The following is a 23,596-nucleotide window of genomic DNA, read 5'->3' on the forward strand; positions in this document are numbered from 1 at the left end:
TGGCGTCCGTGCAGGTGGGATGCTCGCGGTGTGAGCGAGCCCACCGTCGCGCCGATCGCCGCCGAACCCGCCGGTCTCGCCGGTCCCGACGAGCTGGCGGCCGCCCTCGAGGGCACCGGCTACCTCCCCGACGAGGGGCTGGCGACCGCTGCCTACCTGGCTCTGGTCATGCACCGGCCGCTCTTCCTGGAGGGTGAGGCGGGGGTGGGCAAGACCGCCCTGGCCCACGCCCTGGCGCAGGTCACGGGCCGGCCGATCTACCGGCTGCAGTGCTACGAGGGACTCGAGGCCAGCCAGGCGCTCTACGACTGGGACTTCGGCCGCCAACTGCTGCACCTGCGGGCCGCCGAGGCCGCCCACGCCACCGAGGACACCGAGAAACTCGAGGCCTCGCTCTACGACCGCCGGTTCCTGCTCGCTCGGCCGCTGCTGCAGGCCCTGGAGGACTCGCCGAGTGTGTTGCTCATCGACGAGGTCGACCGGGCCGACGACGAGTTCGAGGCGTTCCTGCTGGAGGTCCTCTCCGACTTCACCATCTCGATCCCGGAGCTGGGCACCGTCCGCGCGCAGACGCCGCCGCTCGTGGTCCTCACCTCCAACCGCACCCGCGAGGTGCACGACGCGCTCAAGCGCCGGTGCCTCTACCACTGGCTGCAGCACCCCGAGTTCGACCGCGAGGTGGCGATCCTCCGCCGCCGGCTTCCCCAGGTGACCGAGCAGCTGGCCCGCGAGGTCGCCCGGGCGACGGCGAAGCTGCGCACCCTGGACCTGCTCAAGCCGCCCGGCATCGCCGAGTCCATGGACTGGGCCACGGCGCTGCACACCCTCGGCGCCCGCGACCTCGATCCCGACCTCGCCGCCCGCACCCTGGGCGCCGTGCTCAAGTACCGCGAGGACACCGAGCGGGTCCGGTCGCTGGCGAGGGGAGCGCTGTTCGGTGGCTGACGTTCCAGGCATAGGAACCTTTACCCCCGCTGACGGGGCTCAGGGCACAGGTAAAGGTTCCTATGCCTGTGCGCCATCCCAGCCTCGGGACGTCGTCGACACGGTGCTCGGCTTCGCCCGCACGCTCCGGCACGCCGGGGTGCCGGCGTCGCCGGACCGGGTCGAGGCGATGCTCGTGGCGCTCGGTTCGCTCGACGTGCTGGAGCCGGGCGCCGTCTACTGGGCCGGCCGGCTGACCCTCTGCGCCGGGCCGGACGACCTCGACCGCTACGACGCGGCCTTCGCCGTGTACTTCTCCGGTGAGCGGCCGCGTGCTCCGCGGACGGTGGGCAAGCCCGAGGTCCGGCTCGCGGCCTCGGCCCCGCTGGAACAGGGCACCGGGGACGGCGACGACGAGACCGACGCCCCCGACCTCGCCGTCCAGGCCAGCGCCGACGAGGTGCTGCGCCACCGGGACGTCGCCGAGCTGACCCCGGCCGAGCGCGAGCACCTGCGCCGGCTCTTCGCGCTGCTCGCGCCGGCGACCCCCATGCGCCCGGCCCGGCGGCGGCGGCCCGACACCCGGGGGACGATCCACCCGGCACGGACCGTGCGCCGGGCGTTGCGCAGCGGGGGCGAGGTCACCCGGCTGATGCACCACCGCAGGCGGACGCGCCCGCGCCGCGTCGTCCTGCTGGTCGACGTCTCCGGATCGATGGCGCCCTACGCCGACGCCCTGCTGCGCTTCGCGCACGCCGCCGTCCGGGCGCGGCCGTCGTCCACCGACGTCTTCACGATCGGGACGCGCCTCACCCGGGTGACCCGGGAGATGCGGCTGCGCGACCCCGACCGGGCGCTGGCCGCCAGCGGCTCGGCGATCCCCGACTGGTCCGGGGGCACCCGCCTCGGCGAGGTGCTCAAGGCCTTCCTCGACCGGTGGGGGCAGCGCGGCACCGCCCGTGGCGCGGTCGTGGTGGTGTGCAGCGACGGCTGGGAGCGGGGCGGGGCGGACCTGCTCGGCGAGCAGATGGTCCGGCTGCGGCGGCTGGCCCACGCCGTCGTCTGGGTGAACCCGCACAAGGGGCGGTCGGGCTACGAGCCGCTCACCGGCGGGATGCAGGCGGCCCTGCCGTCGGTCGACCACTTCGTGTCGGGGCACAGCATGGCCGCGTTCGAGGAGCTGACGGGAGTGATCCAGCGTGCGTGACGTTCTCGAGGATCTCATCGGCTGGTGGCAGGCCGGGGAGACCGTCGGCATGGGGACGGTGGTCGCCACCTGGCGGTCGGCGCCCCGGCCCGCGGGCGCGTCGATCCTGGTCGGCCCCGACGGGACGGCGGTGGGCAGCGTCTCCGGCGGCTGCGTCGAGGGCGCGGTCTACGAGGAGGCCAGGGACGCCGTCGAGACCGGCGTGCCGACGCTGGAGCGCTACGGCGTGAGCGACGACGACGCGTTCGCCGTCGGCCTGACCTGTGGCGGCATCCTCGACGTCTTCGTCGAGTCGATCTCGCGCGAGTCGTTCCCGGAGCTCGGTGAGGTCGCCGAGTCGGTGGACCGGCACGAGCCGGTCGCCGTCGTCACGGTGGTGAAGGGCCCCGACGACCGGCTGGGCCGGCGGTTGGTCCTGTGGCCGGACCGGTCCTCCGGGACGCTGGGTCTGCAGCGGCTGGACGACGCGGTCGCGGCCGATGCCCGCGGGATGCTCGTGGCCGGCCGGACCGGCCTGCTGCACGTCGGGCACGACGGCGAGCGGCGCGGGGACGACCTGACGCTCTTCGTGAACTCGTTCGCGCCCCCGGCCCGGATGGTCGTCTTCGGCGCGATCGACTTCGCCGCGGCGGTCGCCCGGGTCGGCGCCTTCCTCGGCTACCGGGTCACCGTGTGCGACGCCCGGCCGGTCTTCGCCACGCCGAAGCGGTTCCCCGACGCGCACGAGGTGATCGTCGAGTGGCCGCACCGCTACCTGCAGGCCGAGGTCGACGCCGGGCGCATCGACGAGCGCACGGTGCTCTGCGTGCTCACCCACGACCCCAAGTTCGACGTCCCGTTGCTGGAGGTCGCGCTGCGCATCCCGGTCGCCTACGTGGGCGCGATGGGCTCGCGACGCACCCACGACGAGCGGCTGGAGCGGCTGGTGGAGGCGGGGCTGTCGAAGGCGGAGATCGGGCGGCTGTCCTCGCCGATCGGGCTCGACCTCGGGGCGCGGACACCGGAGGAGACGGCCGTCTCCATCGCGGCGGAGATCATCGCCGGGCGGTGGGGCGGCACCGGGGAGCGGCTGGCCGGGATCGACGGGCCCATCCACCGGACGGCCGACCGCTGACTCCCGCAGACTCCGCCGACGTGGCCACGTCGGCGCAGCTGCCGTACCGGTACGACGTCGAGGTCGTCGGGCTGCTGGCCGCGGCGGTGCACCGGTACGACGGGCGCCCGGGGGGCAGGGTGCCCGAGCAGGCCGACGACCGGCGGGAGCGACTCGAGGTGCGCGCCGGGTACGGCATCGTCGGCGACCGGTACGCGGGGAGGCCCGCGCACCGGGACGCCGCCGTGACGGTGCTCGCCGCGGAGTCGGTCGAGGCGCTGGCCGCCGAGCTGGGGTCCGGCCCGCTGGACCCGCTGCTGACCCGCCGGAACGTCGTGCTGCGCAGCGCCGAGGTGGAGGCGCTGCGCGGGCAGCTGTTCGCGATCGACTGCGGGCAGGGCGTCGTGCTGCTGCGGGGCGGCCGGCCCGCCAACCCGTGCGCGTGGCTGGACACCGTCCTGGTCCCCGGCGCACACCGGGGCCTGCGGGGCCGCGGTGGCATCCGGTGCGCCCCGCTCGGCGACGGCGTCCTCCGGCTCGGCCCTGCCCTGCTGTGCAGCGCCGTTCCGCTCGACGCCGGTCGGGCCGGCCATGCGGTCCGGCCGGTACCGAGACCGCCGCAGCCCGGAGGGAAGCAGGCACGAAACGCCGGGATGCCCGGCCATCTGCGGTAGTGGCGGATCGCCCCGCAGGATCCCAGGCCGGACTGGGGAGTGGGAGTCCGCCGCGTACGTGCAGACTCCGGGCAGTCCGACTGCAGGAAAGGCCCGCATGACCACCGACTCCCCGGCGCCCGGCCCCGTCGTCGGCCTGCGCCGCGAGCGCGAGGTCCTCGCGGTGGCGCTCGCGACCCACCGGCACGTCGTCCTCGAAGGGCCGCCGGGCACCGGCAAGTCCACGCTGCTGCGGGCGGTCGCCGCCGAGACCGGTCAGGACGTCGTCTTCGTGGAGGGCAACGCCGAACTGACCCCCGCCCGGCTGGTCGGGCAGTACGACCCCTCCGCCGTGCTCGCAGGCGGCTACGTGCCGGAGAACTTCACCGACGGCCCGCTGCTGACCGCGATGCGCGGGTCGGGGCTGCTCTACCTGGAGGAGCTCAACCGGATCCCCGAGGAGACGCTGAACGTCCTCATCACCGTGCTCACCGAGGGCGAGATCGCCGTCCCCCGGCTGGGCACGGTGCGCGCGACGGCCGGATTCCGGCTGATCGCCGCCATGAACCCCTTCGACGCGATCGGCACCGCCCGGGTCGGCCAGGCGATCGCGGACCGGATGTGCCGGGTCGTGCTCGGCTACCAGCCGGAAGAGGCCGAGCGCGAGATCGTCGCCGGCATCACCGGGTCCGGCGCCCGCCAGGTCGCCCTCGCCGTCCGGCTGGTGCGCGCCACCCGGCAGCACCGCGACCTGCGCACCGGCTCGTCGGTGCGTGGCGCGATCGACCTCGTACTGCTGCTCGACGGACTGCTGCGCCTACGCGGCCAGGAGCTGACCTGCGGACGGGAAACCACGCGGGATGCCGCCCACGCGGCCCTCTCGGGCCGGATCCGCGTCACGGAGGGGGTGGAGCGGACGCCGGAGTCGGTCCTCGACGAGATCCTGGACGACGTCTGGCCGCCCGACTCCGCGCCCCCGGACACGGCCGACGGCGCACCGTCGGGGGGTGGCCTGGGAAAAGCTCCGGGCCCGTCGACCGGGACGGGCCCTGACCGAGCGGACACCCCGCGCGCCGATCGCGCGCCCCGCCGCGCGCCGCGCACGACCGGCCGCCGCGAGATGCAACTCCGACACGAGGCCTTCTCCACCGTCAGCCCGGAGGTGGGCGAGCTCGACGAGGAGGCGTTCGCCGGCCTGATGGGGGCCGACCCCGATGCGGCCGCCGCCCTGCTGGCCGACCTCGCCACCGCGACCGACCGGGAACTGCGGTCGGCCGCCCGCCGGCTGGCCGCCCGGGTGTTCGTCCAGGTCGGGCGGGTCGGGGCGGCCCGGGCGCGGGGCACGCGGCGGTTGGCCGCCACCCGACGTCCCGAGGGCGACCTGGATCTGGACCGCACCCTGGACCGCTGGACCGGGATCTGGCCGCCGGTCGCAGAGGACCTGGTCACGCGACACTGGACCGGATCCCGCCGGGCGGTCTGCCTCGCTGTCGACCGTTCCGGATCGATGCAGGGCCTCGGTGTCGCCATCGCGGCCGTCGCCGCTGCGGGCGTCGTCCTGGCCGCCGACGAGCGGCTGCGGACGAGCGTGCTCACCTTCGCCGACGACGTGACCGTGCTGCAGCCGCACGGCCGGCACCGGTCGGCGGAGGACGTCGTCCTGGCGCTGGTGGGACTGCGCGGCCACGGGCGGACCGACCTCGCCGCGGCGCTACAGGGTGCGCGGAGCGAGCTGCTGCCGGCGACGGCGGACGAGCGGGTCGTCGTCCTGCTGTCGGACTGCCTGTCGACGGTGGGGGAGCCGCCCGAGTCGGCGCTGGCCGGCATCGACCGGCTGCACGTGCTCTGCCCGCTGCCGACGGAGGAGGCCGTGGACGCCGCCCGCCTGCTCGCCGCTCGCGGTGGCGGGACGATGGAGCCGGTCGGGACGCTCGCCGACCTCGGGCCCGCCCTCACCCGGCTGCTGGGCTAGGGAGCACTACACGCTCGGGTAACGACGTCGTCCGACGAGCGGGGGGCCGGAGGCCTCCCCGAGGAGGGTGGGCAGCGGCTCCACCCGCCTCGGGGACGGCTCCTGGCCGCGGTGTTATCGCCGGTCGGCGTCGGTGTAGACGATCATGCCGCGGATGTTCTCGCCGTCGCGCATGTCCTGGTAGCCCTTGTTGACCTCTTCCAGGGAGTACCTCGTCGTCACCAGCTCGTCGAGCTTGAGCTGCCCCTCCTGGTAGAGCGAGAGCAGCTCCGGGATGGCGTTGCGCGGGGCCAGGCCGCCGAAGATGGCCCCCTGCAGGTCCTTCTGCAGCAGGGTGAGCTCGAAGAGGCTGAGCTTCACGTCGACGTTGGCGTAGTTGCCCATGCCGGTGACGACCGCGCGGCCACCCTTGCCGGTGACGCTGAGCGCGGCGGCGATGTCCTCGCCCTGGATGTCGCCGACGGTGATGATCGTCTTCTCCGCCATCCGGCCCCAGGTGAGCTCGTTGATCGCCGGCACCGCCTCCTCCATGTTCGCGAAGGTGTGGGTGGCGCCCATGTCCATCGCCCACTCGCGCTTCTTGGCGACGGGGTCGATGACCATGACCCGCTTGGCCCCGGCCGCGGCCGCGCCCTGGACGGCGTTCATGCCGACGCCTCCGGCGCCCATGACCACGACGTTCTCGCCCGGCCGGACGTCGGCCACCTTGGTCGCCGAGCCCCAGCCGGTGGTGACGCCGCAACCCACGAGGGCCGCGATGTCGAGGGGGATGTCCGGTTCGATCTTCACGACCGACGCCTGGTGCACCGTCATGTACGGCGAGAACGTGCCGAGCAGGCACATCGGGATGACGTCCTTGCCCCGAGCCTTCACGCGGTAGCTGCCGTCGGAGATCGACGTGCCGGCGAGCAGGTTCGCGCCGAGGTCGCACAGGTTCTGCTGGCCGCGCGAGCACGGCGGGCACTGCCCACAGGCGGGGATGAAGGCGGTGACGACGTGGTCGCCCTCCTCGAGGCCGGTCACGCCGGGACCCACCTTGGTGACGACGCCGGCGCCCTCGTGCCCGCCGATGACCGGGTAGGACGCGACCGGGGTGCCGCCGGTGACCAGGTGCTCGTCGGAGTGGCAGAGGCCCGAGGCGGCGAGCTCGACGGTGACCTCACCCGCCCGCGGATCCCCGAGTTCGATCTCCTCGACCGACCATTCCTCGTCGACACCCCACAAGATCGCGCCCTTGGTCTTCACAGAGATCCCTTCCGTCGATTCGCGCCGTTGGCAAGGCAGAGCGGCTCGGTACCCGTCGGTACCGTGCCGCGCGTCACACTCTGCTGACGCGGGCGGCAGCCCGTCAACCCTGACCGTCGTTCCCCAGGCCGTCGTGCAACGTCGTGCAGCGGTCGGCGACACTGGCCGGGTGTCCGCAGCTCCGGTGGTCGTGGTCGGCGCCGGGCCCGTGGGGCTGACGGCGGCGCTGCTGCTCGCCCGCCGCGGGGTCGACGTCCGGGTCCTCGAGAAGCACCGGGAGCCGTATCCGCTGCCGCGGGCCGTGCACCTGGACGACGAGGTGTTCCGCGTGCTGCAGGCCGCCGGTGTCGCGGACACCGTCCTCGCCCGCAGCCGTCCCATGGCCGGGCTGCGGCTCCTGGACGGCGGACACCGGGTGCTGGCCGAGTTCGCCCGCCACCCCGACGCCGGGCCGCACGGTTTCCCGCAGGGCTCGCTGGTCCACCAGCCCGACCTCGAGGCGGTGCTGGCCGCCGCGGCAGCCGATGCGGGCATCGCCGTGGACCGGGGCGCGGAGGTGACCGGCCTGCGCCAGGAGCCCGAAGGCGTCACGGTGACCGTCGGATCGTGGAACGGCGGTCGGGACCGGTCCGTCCGCGCGGGCGCGGTGCTGGGCTGCGACGGCGCCAACAGCACCGTGCGGGAGCTGATCGGCGCCGCGATGCGCGACCTGGGGACGCCGGACCGCTGGCTGGTGCTCGACGTGCGCTCCCCGGTGGAGCTACCGGTCTGGCCCGGCGCCCACCAGGTGTGCGACTCGCGGAAGCCGGCGACGTTCATGCCGGTGACCGGCGACCGGTACCGCTGGGAGCGCCGGCTCGGGCCGGGGGAGACGGTCGCCGCCGCCACCGCGCCGGACCGGCTCGCTGCGCTGCTGGCGCCGGTCGACCCGGCGAAGGTCGAGTTCGCCCGGTCGGTCGAGTACACGTTCCGCGCGCAGGTGGCCGATCGCTGGCGGGACGGCCGGGTGCTGCTGGCCGGCGACGCCGCCCACCTGTCCCCGCCGTTCGTCGGCCAGGGGCTCGGCCTGGGGCTGCGCGACGTCCACCAGCTGTGCTGGAAGCTCGCCGCCGTCCTGTCGGGGGACGCCGACGACGCGCTGCTGGACACCTACCAGGCCGAGCGCGAGCCCCACGCCCGCGCGCTCATCCGGGTCGCCCAACTGCTGGGCGCGCTCATGACCGGCGGCGGGCGGAGCGGCGACGCCGTCCGCCGGTCGGTGCTGGCCGCCGTCCGGCGGATCCCGGCGGTGGCCCGGTTGGCGACCGACAGCACGACGCCGCCGCTGCGCCACGGCCCGCTGGTCGAGCGCCGCGGCCGGGCCGGGCGGCGGCTGGCCGGGACGCTCGTCCCGCAGCCCGAGGTGCTCGTCGACGGGCGTCCCTGCCGGCTGGACGACGTCCTCGGTGCGGGCTACGCGGAGATCACCGCGGGCCTGCTCGTGCGGCGGGCCGACGGCACGGAGCTGCAGGTCGAGGACCCGACCGGCGCGCTCCGGCGCTGGATGGGCGGTGCCTCGATGGTGCGGATCCGCCCTGACCGCGTCGTGCGCTCCGCCCGTTAGCCCGATCGTGCACGGCCGGGCCCCTCTGCTGGCCCGGCCGCACGCGACCGGTGGTCCTCGTCCGCGGACGAATGGCCCGCGCGGGCGTCGCGGTGGCAGCTCGGCCTGGCTGCTGAGACTGACCTGCGGCATCGGCGCCGGACCGGCGGACCGCGAGGAGGGCGTCGCTCCGGGGACCCGTGCCCGAGGACCGCGAGACCCGTGCTGCCGCATACGCGCTGACGCCGAGCGCACTGGCCGAGCACCGCGTCGCCGGGTGCTCGGGATCGTGAGTGCGCTATTCGTGCTCGGGGTGCTGGTCAACCTGGCCGTCCAGGCCTCCCCGTGGTGGTGGCTCGGGGTCGCCGTCGACGCCGGCCTGCTCGCGCACGGCTGGTTCGTGCACCCGAGGCGGCTGCGCCGCCGCGCCGACCTGCTCAGGCAGTGAGCGGGCGCGTCCGGGAGTCTGACCGCGTGACGCGGGTAGTGCCCCCACCATGAACATCGACAAGGACCAGATCCTGCAGCTCCTGCGTTCGCAGGGCGACGACGCCAAGGCTCAGCAGGCCGACCAGGAGCTCCCCGGCCAGGTCGACACCGAGAAGGACGCCGGGTTGCTCTCCAAGCTTGGTATCGATCCAATGGACCTGGTGAAGAAGCTCGGCGGCGGCGGGCTGGGCGGCCTGCTCGGCCGCTGAGCCGGCGCCACTGTGCGCGTATTCACCTCATCCGTCACGAATGCGGTGGATATGCGCACAACGGCGACAGCAGGCGGTCAGGCCTCGCGACGGCGCTGGGCCGGCGGTGTGCGGCGCGAACCCCAGTTCGGCGAAGGCGGCGAGGTTGTCCTCGAGGGTCAGGCCGCGCTCCGAGCCGGCGACCAGTGCGCCGTACACGCCCTTGGGCAGCCGCTTCTTGGCCCGGCGCTGGGCCTCGGCGACCGACTTGAACCACGGGTTAGCCATCGTCAGACCTCCTCGGGCCCGGTCGGCCGAGTCCATCATCTTGGCAGCCGCCCCGCGGCCTGCGCCGCGCAGGCGCGGCGCAGACCGGGGACGAGTGGTTCAGCCCTTGACGTACCGGCGCAGGCTGCCGTCGACGACCGTGAGTAGCAGCAGTAGCGCCCCGGCTCCGACGGAGACCCAGCCGAGGACCTGTATCGCAGCGTCCGAGACGCCGTCGGCGTAGGCGAGCGCGACCGCGCCCGTGGCGGTCATTGCGCCGGTGTACTGCGCCGTGCGGAACAGGCCCGCCGCCGCACCGATCTGGCCTCCGGGCGCAGCCCGGTACACGAGCATCTGGTTGGCGACGAGCCCGAGGCCGTTCGGGAGCCCGAACACGGCGGAGATAAGCACCAGCAGAGCCATCGGGGAGCCGGCGTGCAGGAGCAGCATCCCTACGCTCCCGGCGAGGAGGCCCAGGGCACCTATCAGCAACGGCGGGAGCAGGCGTCGACCCCGGACGCCCACGAAGGACGCGACGGCTCCGACCGCCGACATGCCTAGGAGCACCAGGCCCGCAGTGCTGGCGGACAGGCCCCGGATGTCCTGGAGCCAGGGAGTGAGCCCGAAGAGCACCCCGTACACGACTAGGAAGGTGAGGAAGACCCGCACGTACGCGCTGACCAGCGCGGTGTTCCTGGCGAGCATGCGGAGATCGATGAACGGTGTCCGCGCGCGCAGTTCCACCAGCACGAGAAGCAGCACGCTGGCCACCAGGCCGAGCAGGACCGGCACAGGTGGCCGAGGCAGTTCCATCGTGGTCAGGAGGAAGAGGGAGACGGCGCCTCCGAAGAGCGCGGTTCCCGGCAGGTCGAGCAGCCGCCAGGCCCGTGCCTCTCGGACCCGTGGCAGCGAGCGGGGGAGCAGCAGGAAGCCCAGGGAGGTGACGGCCAGACCGAGCGGCACGTTGACGGCGAAGACGGCCCGCCAGCCGATGGTGTCCACGAGGAGACCGCCCAGTGGAGGCCCGACGGTGAGCGTCACCAGGCTCACCGTGCTCAGCAGCGCCAGTGTCCGGGGCGGGGTGGGCACGCCCAGACGGTCTGCCTGCTCACGCAGCATCGCGATCGCCGCCGGGAAGGCAGCCCCGGTGCCCAGGCCGACCACCGCTCTGGAGGCCACCAGCCACCCGAAGGCTGGTGCGAGCGCCCCGAGCACGCCGGCCACCGCGACGAGCACGCCGCCGACGAGGAACACCCGCCGCGGACCGAACTGGTCGGCCAGGCGCCCGGCGACGGGCTGGCCGATTGCGCTGGCCAGGTACATGACCGCCACGAGCCACGCCGTCGCGGCGGGCCCGACCCCCAGGTCGCCGCCGATCGGTGACAGCGCGGTGGCGATCACCGTGGAGTTGACCGGGTTGAGCATCGCGCCGGCGCAGAGCGGCACCACCAGACGTGGCCCTAGATCGACCGCCCGATGGCGGCCGAACCGGGACGCCGGTGCTGCGGGGCGAGGCCATCCCGGGCGCGTCCCTTGGTGCCGGTCGGCCGAGCTTCTCGAGCGTGGGAGCACAATTCCCCGGACCGTTCGTTGCCCTCCGCGGGCAGTGGTGTGTCGATGGAGGTGCGAGCGTGGCCGGGCCCCCTACATCCCGTGCAGCTGCCGCACGAGGACGGGGCACTCGGCGCTGAGCAGGATCCGCTGCGCGTCACTGCCCATGAGGGCCTTGCCGACCCGCGTGCGCTTGGCCAGCCCGATCACCATCAGGTCCGATTCCCGAGTCGCGGCGATCCGCACCAGATCGACCGCCGCGCTGACGGCGACGATGCTGGCCTCCCACGAGGTCTCGTAGCCCTCGGTGGTCAGGGCCTCGGCCTGCTGCTCGAGGCTGCGCTCGGTCCGCCGGAGCCGCTGGATCTCGTCGTCCTCGGTCCCCACCCGCACCAGGGTGACCAGGTGCAGTCTGGCCGGGCTCCGGGCCGCCTTCCTCGCCAGTTCCAGGAGTGGCTCGTGCGGCTGGTTCTCCTTGAGCGCGACGACAATGCTGGTGAACACGGGAACTCGCTCTCCGAACTCGTGGGATCACGCCGTCGGCGACGGCTTCAGGGCTGTTCGGGCTCGGCCGCGGGGGCGGCCGGTCGTCGTGCGTCGAGAGCCAGCTCGAACTGGGCGAGGGTCATGACGTCGGCGTACTTGTGATGCAGGTCGAAGAGGCTGATCTTGTGGCTGAGGGGACTGCGGTCGAACACTGCCTCTTCGACCACGACGACGTGCAGGCCGTGGGAGTAGGCGTCGACCGCTGTCGCCCGGACGCAACCGCTCGTGGTCTCCCCGCAGAGGACCAGCGTGCCCACGCCCAGCCGCTCGAGGTGCCCGGCGAGGTCGGTCTCGAAGAAGACGCTGGCGCGGCACTTGGCGACCACGAGCTCACCGGCACGGGGACCGAAGTACGGGTCGAGAGCGAGGTCCGCCGCGTCGCGCGGGGACGGAGGTCGGTGTGTGGCACGCGACGTCTCGGCTTCCTGCGTGCTGAAGAGCACGGGGAGGCCGCGAGTGCGCGCGGAGTGGAGCAGGGCGGCGATAGGTGCGCGCGCGGCCCAGGCGTCGGGGCCGCAGCTGCGCGGGTTGCGCGCCACGGCTTCGGTCAGCGTCATGGGGCCGTCGGGGAAGACGCCGCTGAAGAGGTCGACGGCCAGCACCGCCGGCCGACCGACGATCCTCGTCTCGCGCCGGTAGGCGCTGTAGACCTCCAGGGTTTCGGCGGGGACCACGTCCCGCCAGCAGTGGTCCTCGAAGGGATCCACGGCTTGGGTGGCCGACGACATGGACAACGACCTCCAGCTGGGGGTGCTAGCCGGTGGGAGCCGGCCCGGGGAGCGGTACGGAGAGATGACGGCGGTCGCCGGCGACTCGTCGCAGGCGACCGCCGTCACCCGGTCTCAGAAGGAGGCCTTGACCGCCTCGATGAACTCCGGCGAAGAGTCGAGCACCGACTGGATCAGCTCGATGTACTCGTCACCGGTGAGAACGTCCAGCGGCCGCTGCTGGCCCTCCAGCTCCGCGATCAGCTCCTCGTTGCTCGTGGCGCACTCGAAGGCCTCACGGAGCTCGGTCAGCTGGTTCTCGGGCAGCCCGGGGGGGGCCACCAGGCCGCGACCCAGGGTCTCGAGGTTCACGAGGTCCTCGATCAGCGTCTCGCCATCCTCGGACTCGGGGGCGAAGTCGGTGACCAACGGGGTGCCGGGGAGCAGCTCGACCGGCTCGTCGCTGGTGATCAGGACCGGCGTGATCTCACCGCTCTCGATCGCACCGAGGTGGCTGTCCCAGGTGCTGGCGTGGGCGTCGGTGTTGCCGGCGATGACGGACAGCCGAGCCTCGCCCGAGCCGCCGAAGCCGGTGATGACCTCGTACGGGAAGCCGTAGATGGCCGACAGCACGCTGGCCGCGATGTACTCGTTGCTGCCGGGCCCGGTGGCAGCGAAGCGCACGGGCTCCTCGGAGTCGATGATGTCCTGGAAGGACTGCAAGTTCCCGCCGGAGGCCACAGCGATCGTGTCCGGAGCGGTCGCCACTCGGCCGATTACGGAGAAGTCCGACATGTCGAACAGGACGCCCTCGGCGCCGGCGATCTGCGCACTGGTCGCGCCGACCGTGTTGACGATCTGGATGCGGCGCTCGTCAGGGTCCGCGGCAGCCGTGGCGTTGGTAGCGAGCAGGCTCCCGGCGCCGGGCTCGTTGCGGACGACGACCTCGGCCCCGAGGCACTCGCCCAGGTACGGCGCCATGGCGCGGGCGTACACGTCGTAGCCACCGCCAGCGTCGTAGGGAACCACGAAATCGAGGTTCTCGCCCTCGTAGAACGATGCCTCGGCGTCGCCCTCGGAAGCGTTACCGTTCTGTCCACACGCCGCGAGGGCGGCGACGAGGACGACGGCTCCGCCGGCGCGGCGCAGGGTGGTCGAGGGCCTGTGGGTCATGACGTTCTCCTTGGCTCGGGTGGCTGGCGTGGTGCCCGTGCTGGTGCTGCTGGCCGATGGGCCGGGGCGTTCGCCGGTCCGTCGGTGTCGTGCGGCTTGCATGCCGTCCTCCGGCCCGCGAGCCGGCGGAGGGGGGTCAGAAGAAGAGCCCGGGTGGCACCTGAAGCTGCAGCGCCAGCTCGAAGGCGAGGTACAGCACGGCGAAGACCGCGACCGCGTAGACGAGGCTGAACACCCAGGACCGGCGCACCGAGAACCGCAGGTAGCCGAAGGCGAACAGCGGGGCGGTGACGAACAGCCCCAGGACGTACAGGCCGACGAAGAAGGCGGCGACCCACGCCAGCGAGCCGGCCCAGGCGCGGCCACCGGCGTGCGCGAAGACGTACTCGACGTCCTCCTCGGCCTCGTCGTCGGCATCGACCCGCTGCTCGACCGCCGGCGCGGCGGTGCGCGCCCGGAGCACCAGCATGATCACGTGCAGGAGGGCGAGGGCCATGCCCAGTCCGGTGACCATGCGGGGGAACAGCCCCGCCCGCACCGACCAGTCCGTCGAGATCAGGAAGGCGTTGGCGAATAGCGCGCCGAGGCCGAGGCTGACGACCAGGTCGACCACGGGTAGCCGGCGCCGCGCCCGCGGCTGGTCGGCAGCGGAAGGGGTGGCCACTCCTGCGGCGCGGATGGGGCCGTCGGGCCTGGTCATGAACGGACCTCCTCGGCGAGCGGGGCGGACTGGGAGCGGGCCCGGCGCCGACGCAGCGCCGGAACCACGAAGATGCCGAGGAGGACCACGGCCATGCCGATGACCGTCGGGCGCAGCAGCCAGTCCCACCCGAACAGCGAGTAGGAGACGAACAGGTAGCGCTCCGCGATGCCGCCGAGGACGACGGCGAGCAGGAAGGGCACACGCGGCCAGTCCCAGCGGATGCACGCCACGCCGATCGCCGCGGCGATCAGCATCACGAGGACGTCCCCGAAGGAGTTGCTGGAGCTGTAGGCGCCCAGGCCCAGCAGGAGCAGGAGGAAGGGCACCAGCAGCGGGCCGGAGATGAACGTCAGCCGGGTGAGTGGACGCAGGAACGCGAAGGCTGCCGCGACGGCGACGAAGTTGGCCAGGACGACGATCCAGACCATCGAGAACGTGATGTCCAGCTCCGTCGTGAGCATCTCCGGCCCCGGGTCCAGCCCGGCGATCAGGAAGGCGCTCAGCAGCACGGCGGTGGCGGCTCCACCGGGGATGCCGAAGGCGACGGTGGGGATGAGCGCCCCCCCGTCCTTCGCGTTGTTGGTGGCGCCGCTTGCGATCACGCCGTCGATCGCGCCCTTGCCGAACTGCTCCGGGTTCTTGGAGGACTGGCGCGCCTGTCCGTAGGCGATGAATTGGGCGACGGAGCCGCCGAGGCCCGGGATCATGCCGATCGTGGAGCCGATGGCGCTCGACCGCAGGACGACCGGCCAGTGGCGCAGCGTGTCCTTGATCCCCTCGCCGATACCGGTGATGCGGCTGGGCACCTCACCGTTCCCGGCGATGCTGCTGCGACTGAGCATGAGCTGCAGGACCTCGGCGCCACCGAACAGACCGACCACCAGCGGAACCAGCGGGATGCCGTCCCACAAGTAGAGCTGGTCCATCGTGTAGCGGGGGATGCCCTCCTGGGAGTCGATCCCGATGAGGGCCACGAGCAGCCCTGCGGCGGCCATGAGAAGCCCCTTCACCACGTTCTTCCCCGACAGCGCCACCACGAAGGTCATGCCGACGAGGGTCAGCATGAAGAACTCGGGGGCGCTGAGGGCCAGCACGACCGGCCTGATCACCGGCACGGACAGGGCGAGGACCAGCGCGCCGAAGACCGATCCCAGCGCGGAGCTGAACAGGACCGCGCCGAGAGCGCGGCCGGCCTGACCGCGCCGCGTGAGGGGATAGCCGTCGAGCGTGGCGGCCGCCGACGTCGCCTCACCGGGGATGCCGAAGAGGACCGAGGTGATGTCGCCGGTCGTGGAGGTGACGACCAGCATCCCGAGCAGGAAGGCGAAGGCCTCGACCGGCTCCATGGTGAACGTGAACGGCAGCATCAACGCCAGCGTCACCGGGCCGCCGAGGCCGGGCAGGATTCCGACGACGAAGCCGATCGCGACACCGAGCAGCATCAGGCCGAGGGTCTGCAGCTGCAGAACCTGCGCCAGGCCGTCGAGGAGTGCCTCGCCCACGGAAGCTCCAGGGGGATGTAGTTGCCCGCGCGACCGGACCGGCCAGCCGGGATGTGCAGCGGATCCTCGGACCGGACGGGATGGCGTCCGGTCCGCGGCTCTGCGGTCGACGTGCGGTGGATCACGTCCGCAGGGATGGTTGAGCAGAAACGAGTTCTTTGTCAAGCCCACCGTGCAGGCAACCACGTACCCGACCTCCGCCACGTGCTTACGAGTGCGGAGACGCTTGTGGCGCCAGCTGGATGCACCGTACAGTCGCATCAGCAGAAATTACTTCTGCGATGCTCTACCGGAGGGATAACGTCGTGCGGCAGGTGGGAGTCGTCGGTCTCGGGGGCATGGGCATCGCACTGACGGAGTCCCTGCTCGATGCCGGCTGGCCCGTGCGCTGCCACGACATCCGGCCCGAACCGGTGGCCGCCATGGTGGCTCGGGGTGCAGGGGCAGCGACCAGCCCGCGCGCTCTGGCCGAGGTGAGTGACGTTGTGCTCACCTTCCTGCCCGGACCGGAGCAGGTCCGGAAGGTGGCGCTGGATCCCGATACCGGCGTGCTCGTGGGGCTCGGGGCCGGCCGGGCGATGCTGGACATGTCCACCTGCGGGCCCGACCTGGCCGCGGTGCTCGGCGCGGCCTTCGAGACCGCCGGCCGACGTTTCGTCGACTGCCCGGTGAGCCGGAAGGCGCCGAACATGACAGTGCTGGTCGGCGGTCACGCGGGCGTGCTGGGGGAGGACGAGGAGGTCCTCGCCGCCGTGTCCCGGGTCATCGTCCACTGCGGTCGGCGGGGCGCCGGCTACGCGGTGAAGCTGCTCAACCAGCAGGTGAAGTACGGTTGGTACCTCGCCTCGGCGGAGGCCCTGCTCGTGGGTGCGGCCCTGGGGCTGGACCCGGCGACGGTCACCACGGCCATCGAGGAGTCAAGCGGGTCGGACTCCGGCTTCTCCACCGCCGCCAAATACTTCCTCGGCGACGCCGAGGGCATCACCACGCACGCGCCGGCGAGCACGATCGAGAAGGATCTCGCGCTCGCCGAGGCCATGGCGTCGGACGCCGGTGTGCGCAGCAGGCTGCTGGCCGCCGCCGTCGACTTCTTCGTCACCGCCGGTGGCACCCCCTACCGCGGACGCCCCTACCCGGAGAGCTCCGCCCTTCTTCACGCACTGCGGGCGATGCCCCCACGAACAGGAGAGTGACCGTGACCATCACCGACCGGACCGTTCCGGGCCTCGGCTCGTCCGCGGAACTCCGCGACCTCGTGGCGCTCGGCTGCCGGGTGCTGGCCTTTCGCGGTCTGGCCGAGGACATCCTCGGGCACATCAGCGTCCGCACGACAGCCGACGAGCTCCTCGTCCGGTGCCGGGGTCCGCAGGAGCGGGGCCTGCTCTTCACCGGCTCCGCGGACGTGCACGCGGTCTCCCTGGACGGGGAGAGCGAGCTACCCGCCCGCTTCTCGGCGCCCAATGAGCTCCCCATCCATACGGAGGTGCTCCGGGCACGACCCGACGTCCAGGCCGTGGTGCACGTGCACCCCCCGGCCGTCGTCGCGGCAGACCTGGCAGGTCTGCCGCTCCGGCCCATCGTCGGCGCGTACAACATCCCGGCGATGCGCATGGCCCAGAATGGCGTCCCCACCTATCCGCGCGGTGTGCTCATCAACCGTCCGGAGCTGGGGCGCGACGTGGCCCGCGCCCTCGGCGATCGCCCCGCATGCATCCTCCGCGGGCACGGCATCGTCGCCACGGGGGACTCGGTGGAGCAGGCCGTCGTGCGCGCACTCAACCTCGACGCGCTGGCCCGCATGACTCTGCAGGCCAGCGCCTTCGGGACGACCCCGCCGGAGCTGTCGGCGGAGGACATCGCCGCCATGCCCGACTTGGGGTCGGCCTTCAACGACGCGCAGGTCTGGGCGTACAACATCAGCCGGCTGGAGAACGCCGGCCTGGCCGGCGACCTGTGACCAACAACTGAGCGGGACCGGCCCCGGCCGGATCCCGCTCAGTGCCCCGCGACGCGGCGGGCGGTCCGCTGGAGATGGTCGGCCATGATCCGCTGCGCCCGGTCGGGGTCGCGCGTGCGCACGGCCTCGACGAAGGTTCGGTGCTCGGCAACGCCCTGGCGTCCTTCGTGCTGTGCCTCTCGCAAGGACATCAGCACGGGTTCCCGCAATGACCGCATCAGCATGACCAGCGCCGGGTTGTGCGCCGCTGCCGCGACCTGCAGGTGGAAGTCGAACGACATCGTCACCGTGTAGGTTCCCGCGTCGCGGGCTCGCTCCGCCTCATCGCACAGCTGCACCAGCTCGTCCAGCTCTCCCTCGGTGGCGCGTTCGCACACCAGGGGGACGATGCCCAGCTCGAACACCTCGCGGGCCTCGGTCACCTCGGCCGCCGACAGCGCTGACAGGCTGAGCAGGTCGGTGATGCCCTCGCCGACCCGCCTGGTAGTGGGAGCGGTGACGAACGCGCCGCCCCGCGAGCCGACGCGGATCTCGATGAGGCCGCTGGCCTCGAGCACCCGCAGGGCTTCGCGCACGGTCACCCGGCTGACCCCGAAGCGCTCGCCGAGTTCCCGCTCCGACGGCAGTCGGGCGCCGATGCCGAGCTCGCCGGTGCGGATGAGTGCCCGCACCTGTTCGACGATCGCCTGCGAGATGCGCCCGACGGCCACGGGCCGGAACAGGTCGGCGTTGGACGGGGCCAGGCCGTCGCTCACCGCCGGCCTCCTCTCATCGGATGCGGAGATTACTGCACGGCGCCCACCCGGACGTGCCCGTAGCGGGTCCGGACTCGTGGCGGACAGGGACTCAGCCTGCCGGGCGCAGTCGGCCGAGGCCCACCGCCGGTGCCGTGATCAGGATCCCGGCGGTGACGACGGCGGCGGTGAGGGGGATGACGGTGACCATGCCGGCGACGGCGAACGGCGCGACCAGGAGAGCGGCGGCGCGGAAGGTGCCCGTGGAGGCGATGGCCTCGCCGCGCTCCTCGGCGTCGACGGCATCGGTCGCCACGGCGGGGCCGACCGTCTGGACCGCGCCCGCCCCGATCCCCGAGACGAACAGCGCGAGCGCGGTCAGCGCCGCCATCTCGGCGAGCGGCCCGACCACGGCGATGCCGATGCCGCTGGCGAGGATGCCGAGCACCAGTGACCGGCGTAGACCGGCGCCGCGCAAGCGGCCGGCGATCGCGCTCCCGGCAACCTGGGCGCCGTTGGCGACGGCGACGAGCGCGCCGATCGTCGTGGAACTCTGCCGCGCGTGCTCGAGGGCGACGGGGACGTAGGACCCCAGGAGCCCGCGCCAGGCACCCGCGCTGGCGCCTGCCCAGCACCCGACGTCGACGCCCGGGCGCCGCCAGATCCGCACCCGGCCGCGGTCCTTGCTGCGTGGCGCAAAGGGTGGCAGCCGGATGAGCAGCAGGGCGCTCACCACGCCGAGTGCGCTGATGGCCCCGGCCACGCCGAGGGCGAGCTGGGGGGAGTGGGCGATCAGCAGGCCGGCCATCAGCGGGCCGGCGATCTGTCCCAGCCCGGATACCAGGTTGACCCGTGCGAGCGCTCCCACGGCGGACTCCGACGTCCGCACGGCGTGAGTCTGTGTGCCGGTCCAGAAGAAGGCCCGGGCCAGCCCCTGGAGCAACTGGGAGACCGTGAAGATCAGCCACGTGGTCGAGATGACGAGGACGCCGCAGGACAGTGCCAGCGACGCGGCGGAGATGATGACGAACACCTTGTCCGGCAGGCGCCGCATCATCGCGCCCATGAAGAGCCGGGCGCCCATCTGGGACACGGCGGACATCGCGACGATGACACCCACCTCGGCGGTCGAGTACCCGACCCGCAGCGCCAGGAGCGGCACGGCCACGCTGGCGATGCCCTGGCCCACGGCGAAGATCACCGCCCCGACAAGACTGGCTGTCGCGTCCCGGCGGGAGCCGCCCGCGCCCTCCCGCGACGTTGGCGCCATGCGGCGGTTCCTTCCTCGCTGGGGCTGGATGTCGATCGCCCGGTTGACAGTGGCCTCGACCACTCTTACCGTACAATGGACAGACCATTTGCACAACGTGTGCAATGCTGGCCGCGGACCGGGGGCTGGCGGTCGCCTGCCGGCGGCAAAGCGTCATCCCCACCGCGCCCCGAGCACCCGGAACGAGTACGGAGACCGACCCTCATGCAGATCAAGGCCGACGTGGGCAAGTGTCAGGGCTACGGCAACTGTGTCGACCTGGATCCTGAGCACTTCGACCTCGATGACGACGGACTCGTCGTCCTGCTCCGTACCTCCGTGGGCGACACCGAGCGGGAGACGTCCGGCGCCGCCGTGCGCAGCTGCCCCGTGCAAGCCGTGTGGCTGGTCGACGATGACGCGTGACCGGACGCCCGAGCGGGTCGTCGTCGTCGGCGCGTCCGTCGGCGGCATCAGGACCGGGCAGGCTCTCCGGGCCGCGGGCCACACCGGCGAGGTGGTGCTGGTCGGTGCCGAGGACGTCGCTCCCTACGACAAGCCTCCATTGTCCAAGCAGGTGCTGGTCGGCAGCCAGACGGCGGCCGACATCTCGCTTCTCGGTCCCGACGGCTGGGCGGGCGACGGGCTGACGCCGATGACGGGCCGCGCCGCGGTGCGTCTGGACCCGGTCGGCAAGCAGGTGATCCTGTCCGACGGCGAGCCGGTGGCCTACGACGCCGTCGTGCTGGCGACCGGCGCATTTCCGCGGAGCATTGCGGCGCCAGAGGGTGACCTGGTGTGCACCGTGCGCGAGTTGCGCGACGCCGCCGCGATTCGGGAGCGGTTCTCGCGCGGTGGACCGGTCGTCGTCGTGGGCAGCGGCTTCATCGGCGCCGAGGTCGCCTCGAGCGCCCGCCAGCTGGGTCTGGAGGCAACGATCGTCGAGGCGCTGCCCGAGCCGTTCGCCCGCGTCCTGGGGCCCGAAGTCGGTGCCCGGATCAGTCGCCTGCACGCCGATGCCGGGGTGCCGGTCATGGGGTCCGCGGCCGTGGCGCGCGTGGAGTCACTGGCCGACGGCACCGGTGTCGTGCACCTGGCGGACGGCAGACGCCTGCCCGCGGCGACGGTCGTCGTCGGAATCGGCGTGGTCCCCAGCACCGGGTGGCTGGAGGGCTCTGGTCTGGATCTCGGGTTCGGCGTGCTGACAGACGAGTTCTGCCGGGCGTCGGGAGCGCCGGACGTATACGCCGTCGGCGACGTCGCGCGTTGGCTGGACGTGCGCAGCGGCGAGCACCGCCTGGTCGAGCACTGGACCAATGCGGTGGAGCAGGCCAACCTCGTGGCGCACAACATGCTGAACCCCGGAGACCTGCGCCCCCACGTGAAGGCGCCGTACTTCTGGTCCGACCAGCACGGTCTGAAGATCCAGATGGTCGGGCGCATCCACCCCGACGACCGGGTGAGCTTCCTGCGCTGCACCACCGCTGCGGGTGACAAGGACGTCGCTCTCTATTCCCGCGGGGGTGGCTTCTCCGCCGCCGTGGTGCTCGGCTGGCCGCGCGCCGTCGTGGCATGCAGGCAGGCCTGGGAGCGCGGCGAGGACCTGGCGCAGGTCACCGCGCGGCTGTCCGGTCTCGCCACATCGATCCTCTCCGTCCCGGCCGCCTGACCGGGTCCTGATGTCGCTCCACCGACCCCGACAAGTCCACACGCCAGAGGAGAACGAGCAAGTGACGACAGTCGAAGAGCCCACCGGTACCGGCGCTCGGCAGGTGCGCGACCTGGTCGACGTCCGCAAGGGCGAGATCAGCCGCGAGATTTTCATCGACGAGCAGATCTTCAAGGCCGAGTTGGAGAATCTGTTCCCGCGTGCGTGGCTGTTCGTCGGCCACGCCACGCAGGTGCCCAACCCCGGGGACTTCTTCTCTTCGTGGATGGGTGCCGACCCCGTCCTGCTGACCCGGGACGACAAGGGTGAGCTGAACGTCCTGCTCAACTCGTGCCGGCACCGCGGCATGCGTGTCTGCCGCTACGACGAGGGCAACACCCTTCAGTTCACCTGCCCCTATCACGCCTGGTCGTACTCGATCGACGGCTCGCTGGTCGACACCCCCGGCGCCCTGCACGGTGTCCCGCAGCAGAAGGCGGCGTACGGCACCAACCTGGAGCGGCAGAAGTGGGGGCTGGTTCGCGCCGCCAAGGTGCACAACTACAAGGGCCTCGTCTTCGCCAACTGGGACCCGCAGGCGCCGTCGTTCGACGAGTACGTCGGTGACTTCCACTGGTGGCTGGACAACCTGGCCGACGCCTTCGACGGCACCGAGGGCGGCACCGAGGCCTACCGCGGCGTGCACAAGTGGCGGATCCGGTCGAACTGGAAGTTCGTCTCGGAGAACTTCCTCGGCGACACCTACCACGGCGCCTCCACCCACGCCTCGGTCGAGGCCGTCGGCATCGGCCCGGGCGGGAAGGGCAAGCGGCGTCACGGCGAGCGTCAGAACGAGGGTGGATTCTCGAAGGGGCGGATGAAGACCTCCTTCCGGCGCGGACACGGTGCATCGGACAACCTCGCCTACGAAGTCCCGTACCCGGAGTTTGCCGAGGACGACCTGAACGATTACTTCGTCGCCGCATGGGAGAAGCGCAAGGAGAAGCTGCAGGCGGAGGGGCGCCTGCTGGGCGGCCGGGGTCCTGCGACGCTCTTCCCGAACATGTCCTTCGCCGGAGGTTTCCCGCGGACCATCCTGGTCGCGCACCCGATCAGCCCGACCGAGACCGAGGTGTGGCGCTGGTACCTGGTGGACAAGTCCGCGCCCGAGAACGTGCGCGACTGGCTGCGCCACTACTACATGCGCTATGCGGGTCCGGCCGGCATGACCGAGCAGGACGACATGGAGAACTGGGACTACGCCACCGAGGCCAGCCGGGGCGTCGTCGCTCGGCGCTACCCCTACAACTACCAGCAGGGGCTCGGTCAGGAGACCGCGAGCGACCTGGCCGGCTCGGTGCACTCCCACCACGCCATCGCCGGCGAGGTCAACGCCCGCGCCTTCTACCGGCGGTGGGCCGAGTTCGTAGACAACCTCTCGTGGCCCGAGCTCACCGAGCTCGCACGGGTCGACGACCGCGCCACGGAACGCGATGCCGACGTCACCGACGTCGCCGACGGCGTCAAGGTCCTCGACGCTGTCGACGTCGTCGACGGCCCCCCCGCGCAGTAGGACCACCACTACTCCACGAAAGGACTGCCATGCCGATCGACGAGGCCCTGCTCGAGCGGGTGCTCCTGCTCGAGAGCGTGTCCGAATTTTTGTACCGGGAGGCCGATCTGCTCGACGAGCGGCGGTACACCGAGTGGCTGGACATGCTCGCCGAGGACTACCAATACTCGGTGCCGCTCCGGATGAACGTCGCCTACGGGGAGACGGACGCGCGTGAGGAGACGCGTGCCGGCCGAGAGATCTGCTGGTTCGACGAGGGCAAGGAGACGATGTCTCTCCGCGTCGACCAGCTGAACACGGGCCTCCACTGGGCGGAGGAGCCGGTGTCCCGGGTGTCGCACCTGGTGACCAACATCCGGCTCGAAGCCATCGAGCTGCCCGAGGTCGCGGTGAGCTGCCGCTTCCTGGTCTACCGGAACCGGGTGGCGGACGAGACCGACTTCCTCGTCGGCCGCCGCAAGGACCGCCTGCGCCAGGTCGGTGACTCCTGGCAGGTCGTCCGCCGGGAGCTGCTGCTCGACCAGTCCGTCCTCCTGGCGAAAAATCTCTCCATCTTCGTCTGAGCCCACCGTTACCGGGTCTTCTCCGGCCGCCGGCGGAGAAGGCCCGTCGGGGCGTCGCCGCCCCGTGCCC

General features: G+C 72.4%; 24 protein-coding genes. 14 read left to right on the plus strand and 10 right to left on the minus strand.

All coding sequences use genetic code 11. The annotated features are described in order from the left end of the window. Positions 1-30 precede the first annotated feature (30 nt). The 5 genes from FHU33_RS01075 to FHU33_RS01095 all read left to right on the plus strand — a co-directional run bounded on the left by FHU33_RS01075 (position 31) and on the right by FHU33_RS01095 (position 5,849). On the plus strand, positions 31-945 hold the full coding sequence (locus FHU33_RS01075; RefSeq protein WP_246063191.1) for an AAA family ATPase: 915 nt from the start codon (positions 31-33) through the stop codon (positions 943-945). Between the two features lie 103 nt (positions 946-1,048). Further along, complete coding sequence (locus FHU33_RS01080) at positions 1,049-2,131, plus strand: vWA domain-containing protein (protein WP_246063192.1); 1,083 nt, start codon at positions 1,049-1,051, stop codon at positions 2,129-2,131. After that, positions 2,124-3,245 (plus strand): XdhC family protein, encoded by a 1,122-nt coding sequence (locus FHU33_RS01085; RefSeq protein WP_142023684.1) that lies wholly within the window; start codon positions 2,124-2,126, stop codon positions 3,243-3,245. The genes FHU33_RS01080 and FHU33_RS01085 overlap by 8 nt, the downstream gene beginning before the upstream one ends. A gap of 20 nt (positions 3,246-3,265) precedes the next feature. Continuing rightward, the gene (locus FHU33_RS01090; protein ID WP_246063193.1) at positions 3,266-3,898 is read left to right on the plus strand and encodes an MOSC domain-containing protein; all 633 of its coding nucleotides are present in this window, start codon (positions 3,266-3,268) and stop codon (positions 3,896-3,898) included. 97 nt (positions 3,899-3,995) lie between these two features. Further along, positions 3,996-5,849, plus strand: coding sequence for an AAA family ATPase (locus tag FHU33_RS01095; RefSeq protein ID WP_142023685.1), 1,854 nt, complete (start codon positions 3,996-3,998; stop codon positions 5,847-5,849). 114 nt (positions 5,850-5,963) lie between these two features. On the opposite strand, the gene FHU33_RS01100 is transcribed toward FHU33_RS01095, so the two are convergent. Further along, positions 5,964-7,094: an NDMA-dependent alcohol dehydrogenase gene (locus FHU33_RS01100; protein WP_142023686.1), complete on the minus strand. Its 1,131-nt coding sequence runs from the start codon at positions 7,092-7,094 to the stop codon at positions 5,964-5,966. Positions 7,095-7,263: 169 nt separating this feature from the next. On the opposite strand from FHU33_RS01100, the gene FHU33_RS01105 reads away from it, so the two are divergent. The 3 genes from FHU33_RS01105 (at position 7,264) to FHU33_RS01110 (ending at position 9,374) form a co-directional block, all read left to right on the plus strand. Beyond that, positions 7,264-8,697, plus strand: a complete 1,434-nt coding sequence (locus FHU33_RS01105; protein ID WP_142023687.1) for a bifunctional 3-(3-hydroxy-phenyl)propionate/3-hydroxycinnamic acid hydroxylase — start codon at positions 7,264-7,266, stop codon at positions 8,695-8,697. 268 nt (positions 8,698-8,965) lie between these two features. After that, a complete protein-coding gene (locus FHU33_RS24710; protein ID WP_170182277.1) occupies positions 8,966-9,124 on the plus strand; it encodes a hypothetical protein in 159 nt (52 codons plus the stop codon). Between the two features lie 49 nt (positions 9,125-9,173). Beyond that, entirely contained in the window at positions 9,174-9,374 is a 201-nt protein-coding gene (locus FHU33_RS01110; RefSeq protein WP_142023688.1) for a hypothetical protein, read from the plus strand. Between the two features lie 27 nt (positions 9,375-9,401). On the opposite strand, the gene FHU33_RS01115 is transcribed toward FHU33_RS01110, so the two are convergent. The 7 genes from FHU33_RS01115 to FHU33_RS01145 all read right to left on the minus strand — a co-directional run bounded on the left by FHU33_RS01115 (position 9,402) and on the right by FHU33_RS01145 (position 15,802). After that, positions 9,402-9,641 carry a hypothetical protein gene (locus FHU33_RS01115; protein ID WP_246063194.1) on the minus strand — a complete coding sequence of 80 codons (240 nt, stop codon included), beginning with the start codon at positions 9,639-9,641 and terminating at the stop codon, positions 9,402-9,404. Between the two features lie 99 nt (positions 9,642-9,740). Continuing rightward, positions 9,741-11,069, minus strand: coding sequence for an MFS transporter (locus tag FHU33_RS01120; RefSeq protein ID WP_142023689.1), 1,329 nt, complete (start codon positions 11,067-11,069; stop codon positions 9,741-9,743). Positions 11,070-11,264: 195 nt separating this feature from the next. Next, positions 11,265-11,675, minus strand: coding sequence for a universal stress protein (locus FHU33_RS01125; protein ID WP_142023690.1), 411 nt, complete (start codon positions 11,673-11,675; stop codon positions 11,265-11,267). Between the two features lie 47 nt (positions 11,676-11,722). Continuing rightward, entirely contained in the window at positions 11,723-12,445 is a 723-nt protein-coding gene (locus tag FHU33_RS01130; RefSeq protein ID WP_142023691.1) for an isochorismatase family protein, read from the minus strand. Positions 12,446-12,559: 114 nt separating this feature from the next. Continuing rightward, complete coding sequence (locus FHU33_RS01135; protein ID WP_170182278.1) at positions 12,560-13,597, minus strand: tripartite tricarboxylate transporter substrate-binding protein; 1,038 nt, start codon at positions 13,595-13,597, stop codon at positions 12,560-12,562. Between the two features lie 136 nt (positions 13,598-13,733). Beyond that, positions 13,734-14,297, minus strand: coding sequence for a tripartite tricarboxylate transporter TctB family protein (locus FHU33_RS01140; RefSeq protein ID WP_142023693.1), 564 nt, complete (start codon positions 14,295-14,297; stop codon positions 13,734-13,736). Beyond that, positions 14,294-15,802 (minus strand): tripartite tricarboxylate transporter permease, encoded by a 1,509-nt coding sequence (locus FHU33_RS01145; protein WP_211354956.1) that lies wholly within the window; start codon positions 15,800-15,802, stop codon positions 14,294-14,296. The genes FHU33_RS01140 and FHU33_RS01145 overlap by 4 nt, the downstream gene beginning before the upstream one ends. 305 nt (positions 15,803-16,107) lie before the next feature. Here FHU33_RS01145 and FHU33_RS01150 point away from each other — a divergent pair, with 305 nt between their 5' ends. Further along, positions 16,108-16,995: an NAD(P)-dependent oxidoreductase gene (locus FHU33_RS01150; RefSeq protein ID WP_142023694.1), complete on the plus strand. Its 888-nt coding sequence runs from the start codon at positions 16,108-16,110 to the stop codon at positions 16,993-16,995. Positions 16,996-16,997: 2 nt separating this feature from the next. Then, the gene (gene phtC, locus FHU33_RS01155; protein ID WP_211354957.1) at positions 16,998-17,759 is read left to right on the plus strand and encodes a 3,4-dihydroxyphthalate decarboxylase; all 762 of its coding nucleotides are present in this window, start codon (positions 16,998-17,000) and stop codon (positions 17,757-17,759) included. Between the two features lie 38 nt (positions 17,760-17,797). Here the strand turns inward: phtC and FHU33_RS01160 are convergent, their stop codons facing one another. Continuing rightward, positions 17,798-18,514, minus strand: a complete 717-nt coding sequence (locus tag FHU33_RS01160) for a FadR/GntR family transcriptional regulator (protein WP_211354958.1) — start codon at positions 18,512-18,514, stop codon at positions 17,798-17,800. A gap of 91 nt (positions 18,515-18,605) precedes the next feature. Next, on the minus strand, positions 18,606-19,763 hold the full coding sequence (locus tag FHU33_RS01165) for an MFS transporter (protein WP_142023695.1): 1,158 nt from the start codon (positions 19,761-19,763) through the stop codon (positions 18,606-18,608). A gap of 204 nt (positions 19,764-19,967) precedes the next feature. Between FHU33_RS01165 and FHU33_RS01170 the strand changes: the two genes are divergently transcribed. The 4 genes from FHU33_RS01170 to FHU33_RS01185 all read left to right on the plus strand — a co-directional run bounded on the left by FHU33_RS01170 (position 19,968) and on the right by FHU33_RS01185 (position 23,526). After that, complete coding sequence (locus tag FHU33_RS01170; protein ID WP_142023696.1) at positions 19,968-20,168, plus strand: ferredoxin; 201 nt, start codon at positions 19,968-19,970, stop codon at positions 20,166-20,168. Next, complete coding sequence (locus tag FHU33_RS01175; RefSeq protein ID WP_170182279.1) at positions 20,158-21,411, plus strand: NAD(P)/FAD-dependent oxidoreductase; 1,254 nt, start codon at positions 20,158-20,160, stop codon at positions 21,409-21,411. Before FHU33_RS01170 ends, FHU33_RS01175 begins: the two co-directional genes overlap by 11 nt. A 61-nt stretch (positions 21,412-21,472) precedes the next feature. Further along, positions 21,473-22,963, plus strand: a complete 1,491-nt coding sequence (locus FHU33_RS01180; protein WP_211354959.1) for an aromatic ring-hydroxylating oxygenase subunit alpha — start codon at positions 21,473-21,475, stop codon at positions 22,961-22,963. 29 nt (positions 22,964-22,992) lie between these two features. Beyond that, complete coding sequence (locus FHU33_RS01185; RefSeq protein WP_142023699.1) at positions 22,993-23,526, plus strand: 3-phenylpropionate/cinnamic acid dioxygenase subunit beta; 534 nt, start codon at positions 22,993-22,995, stop codon at positions 23,524-23,526. The last annotated feature ends 70 nt before the right edge of the window (positions 23,527-23,596 follow it).

Origin of the sequence: Blastococcus colisei, assembly GCF_006717095.1 — a bacterium.
Lineage (GTDB): Bacteria > Actinomycetota > Actinomycetes > Mycobacteriales > Geodermatophilaceae > Blastococcus_B > Blastococcus_B colisei.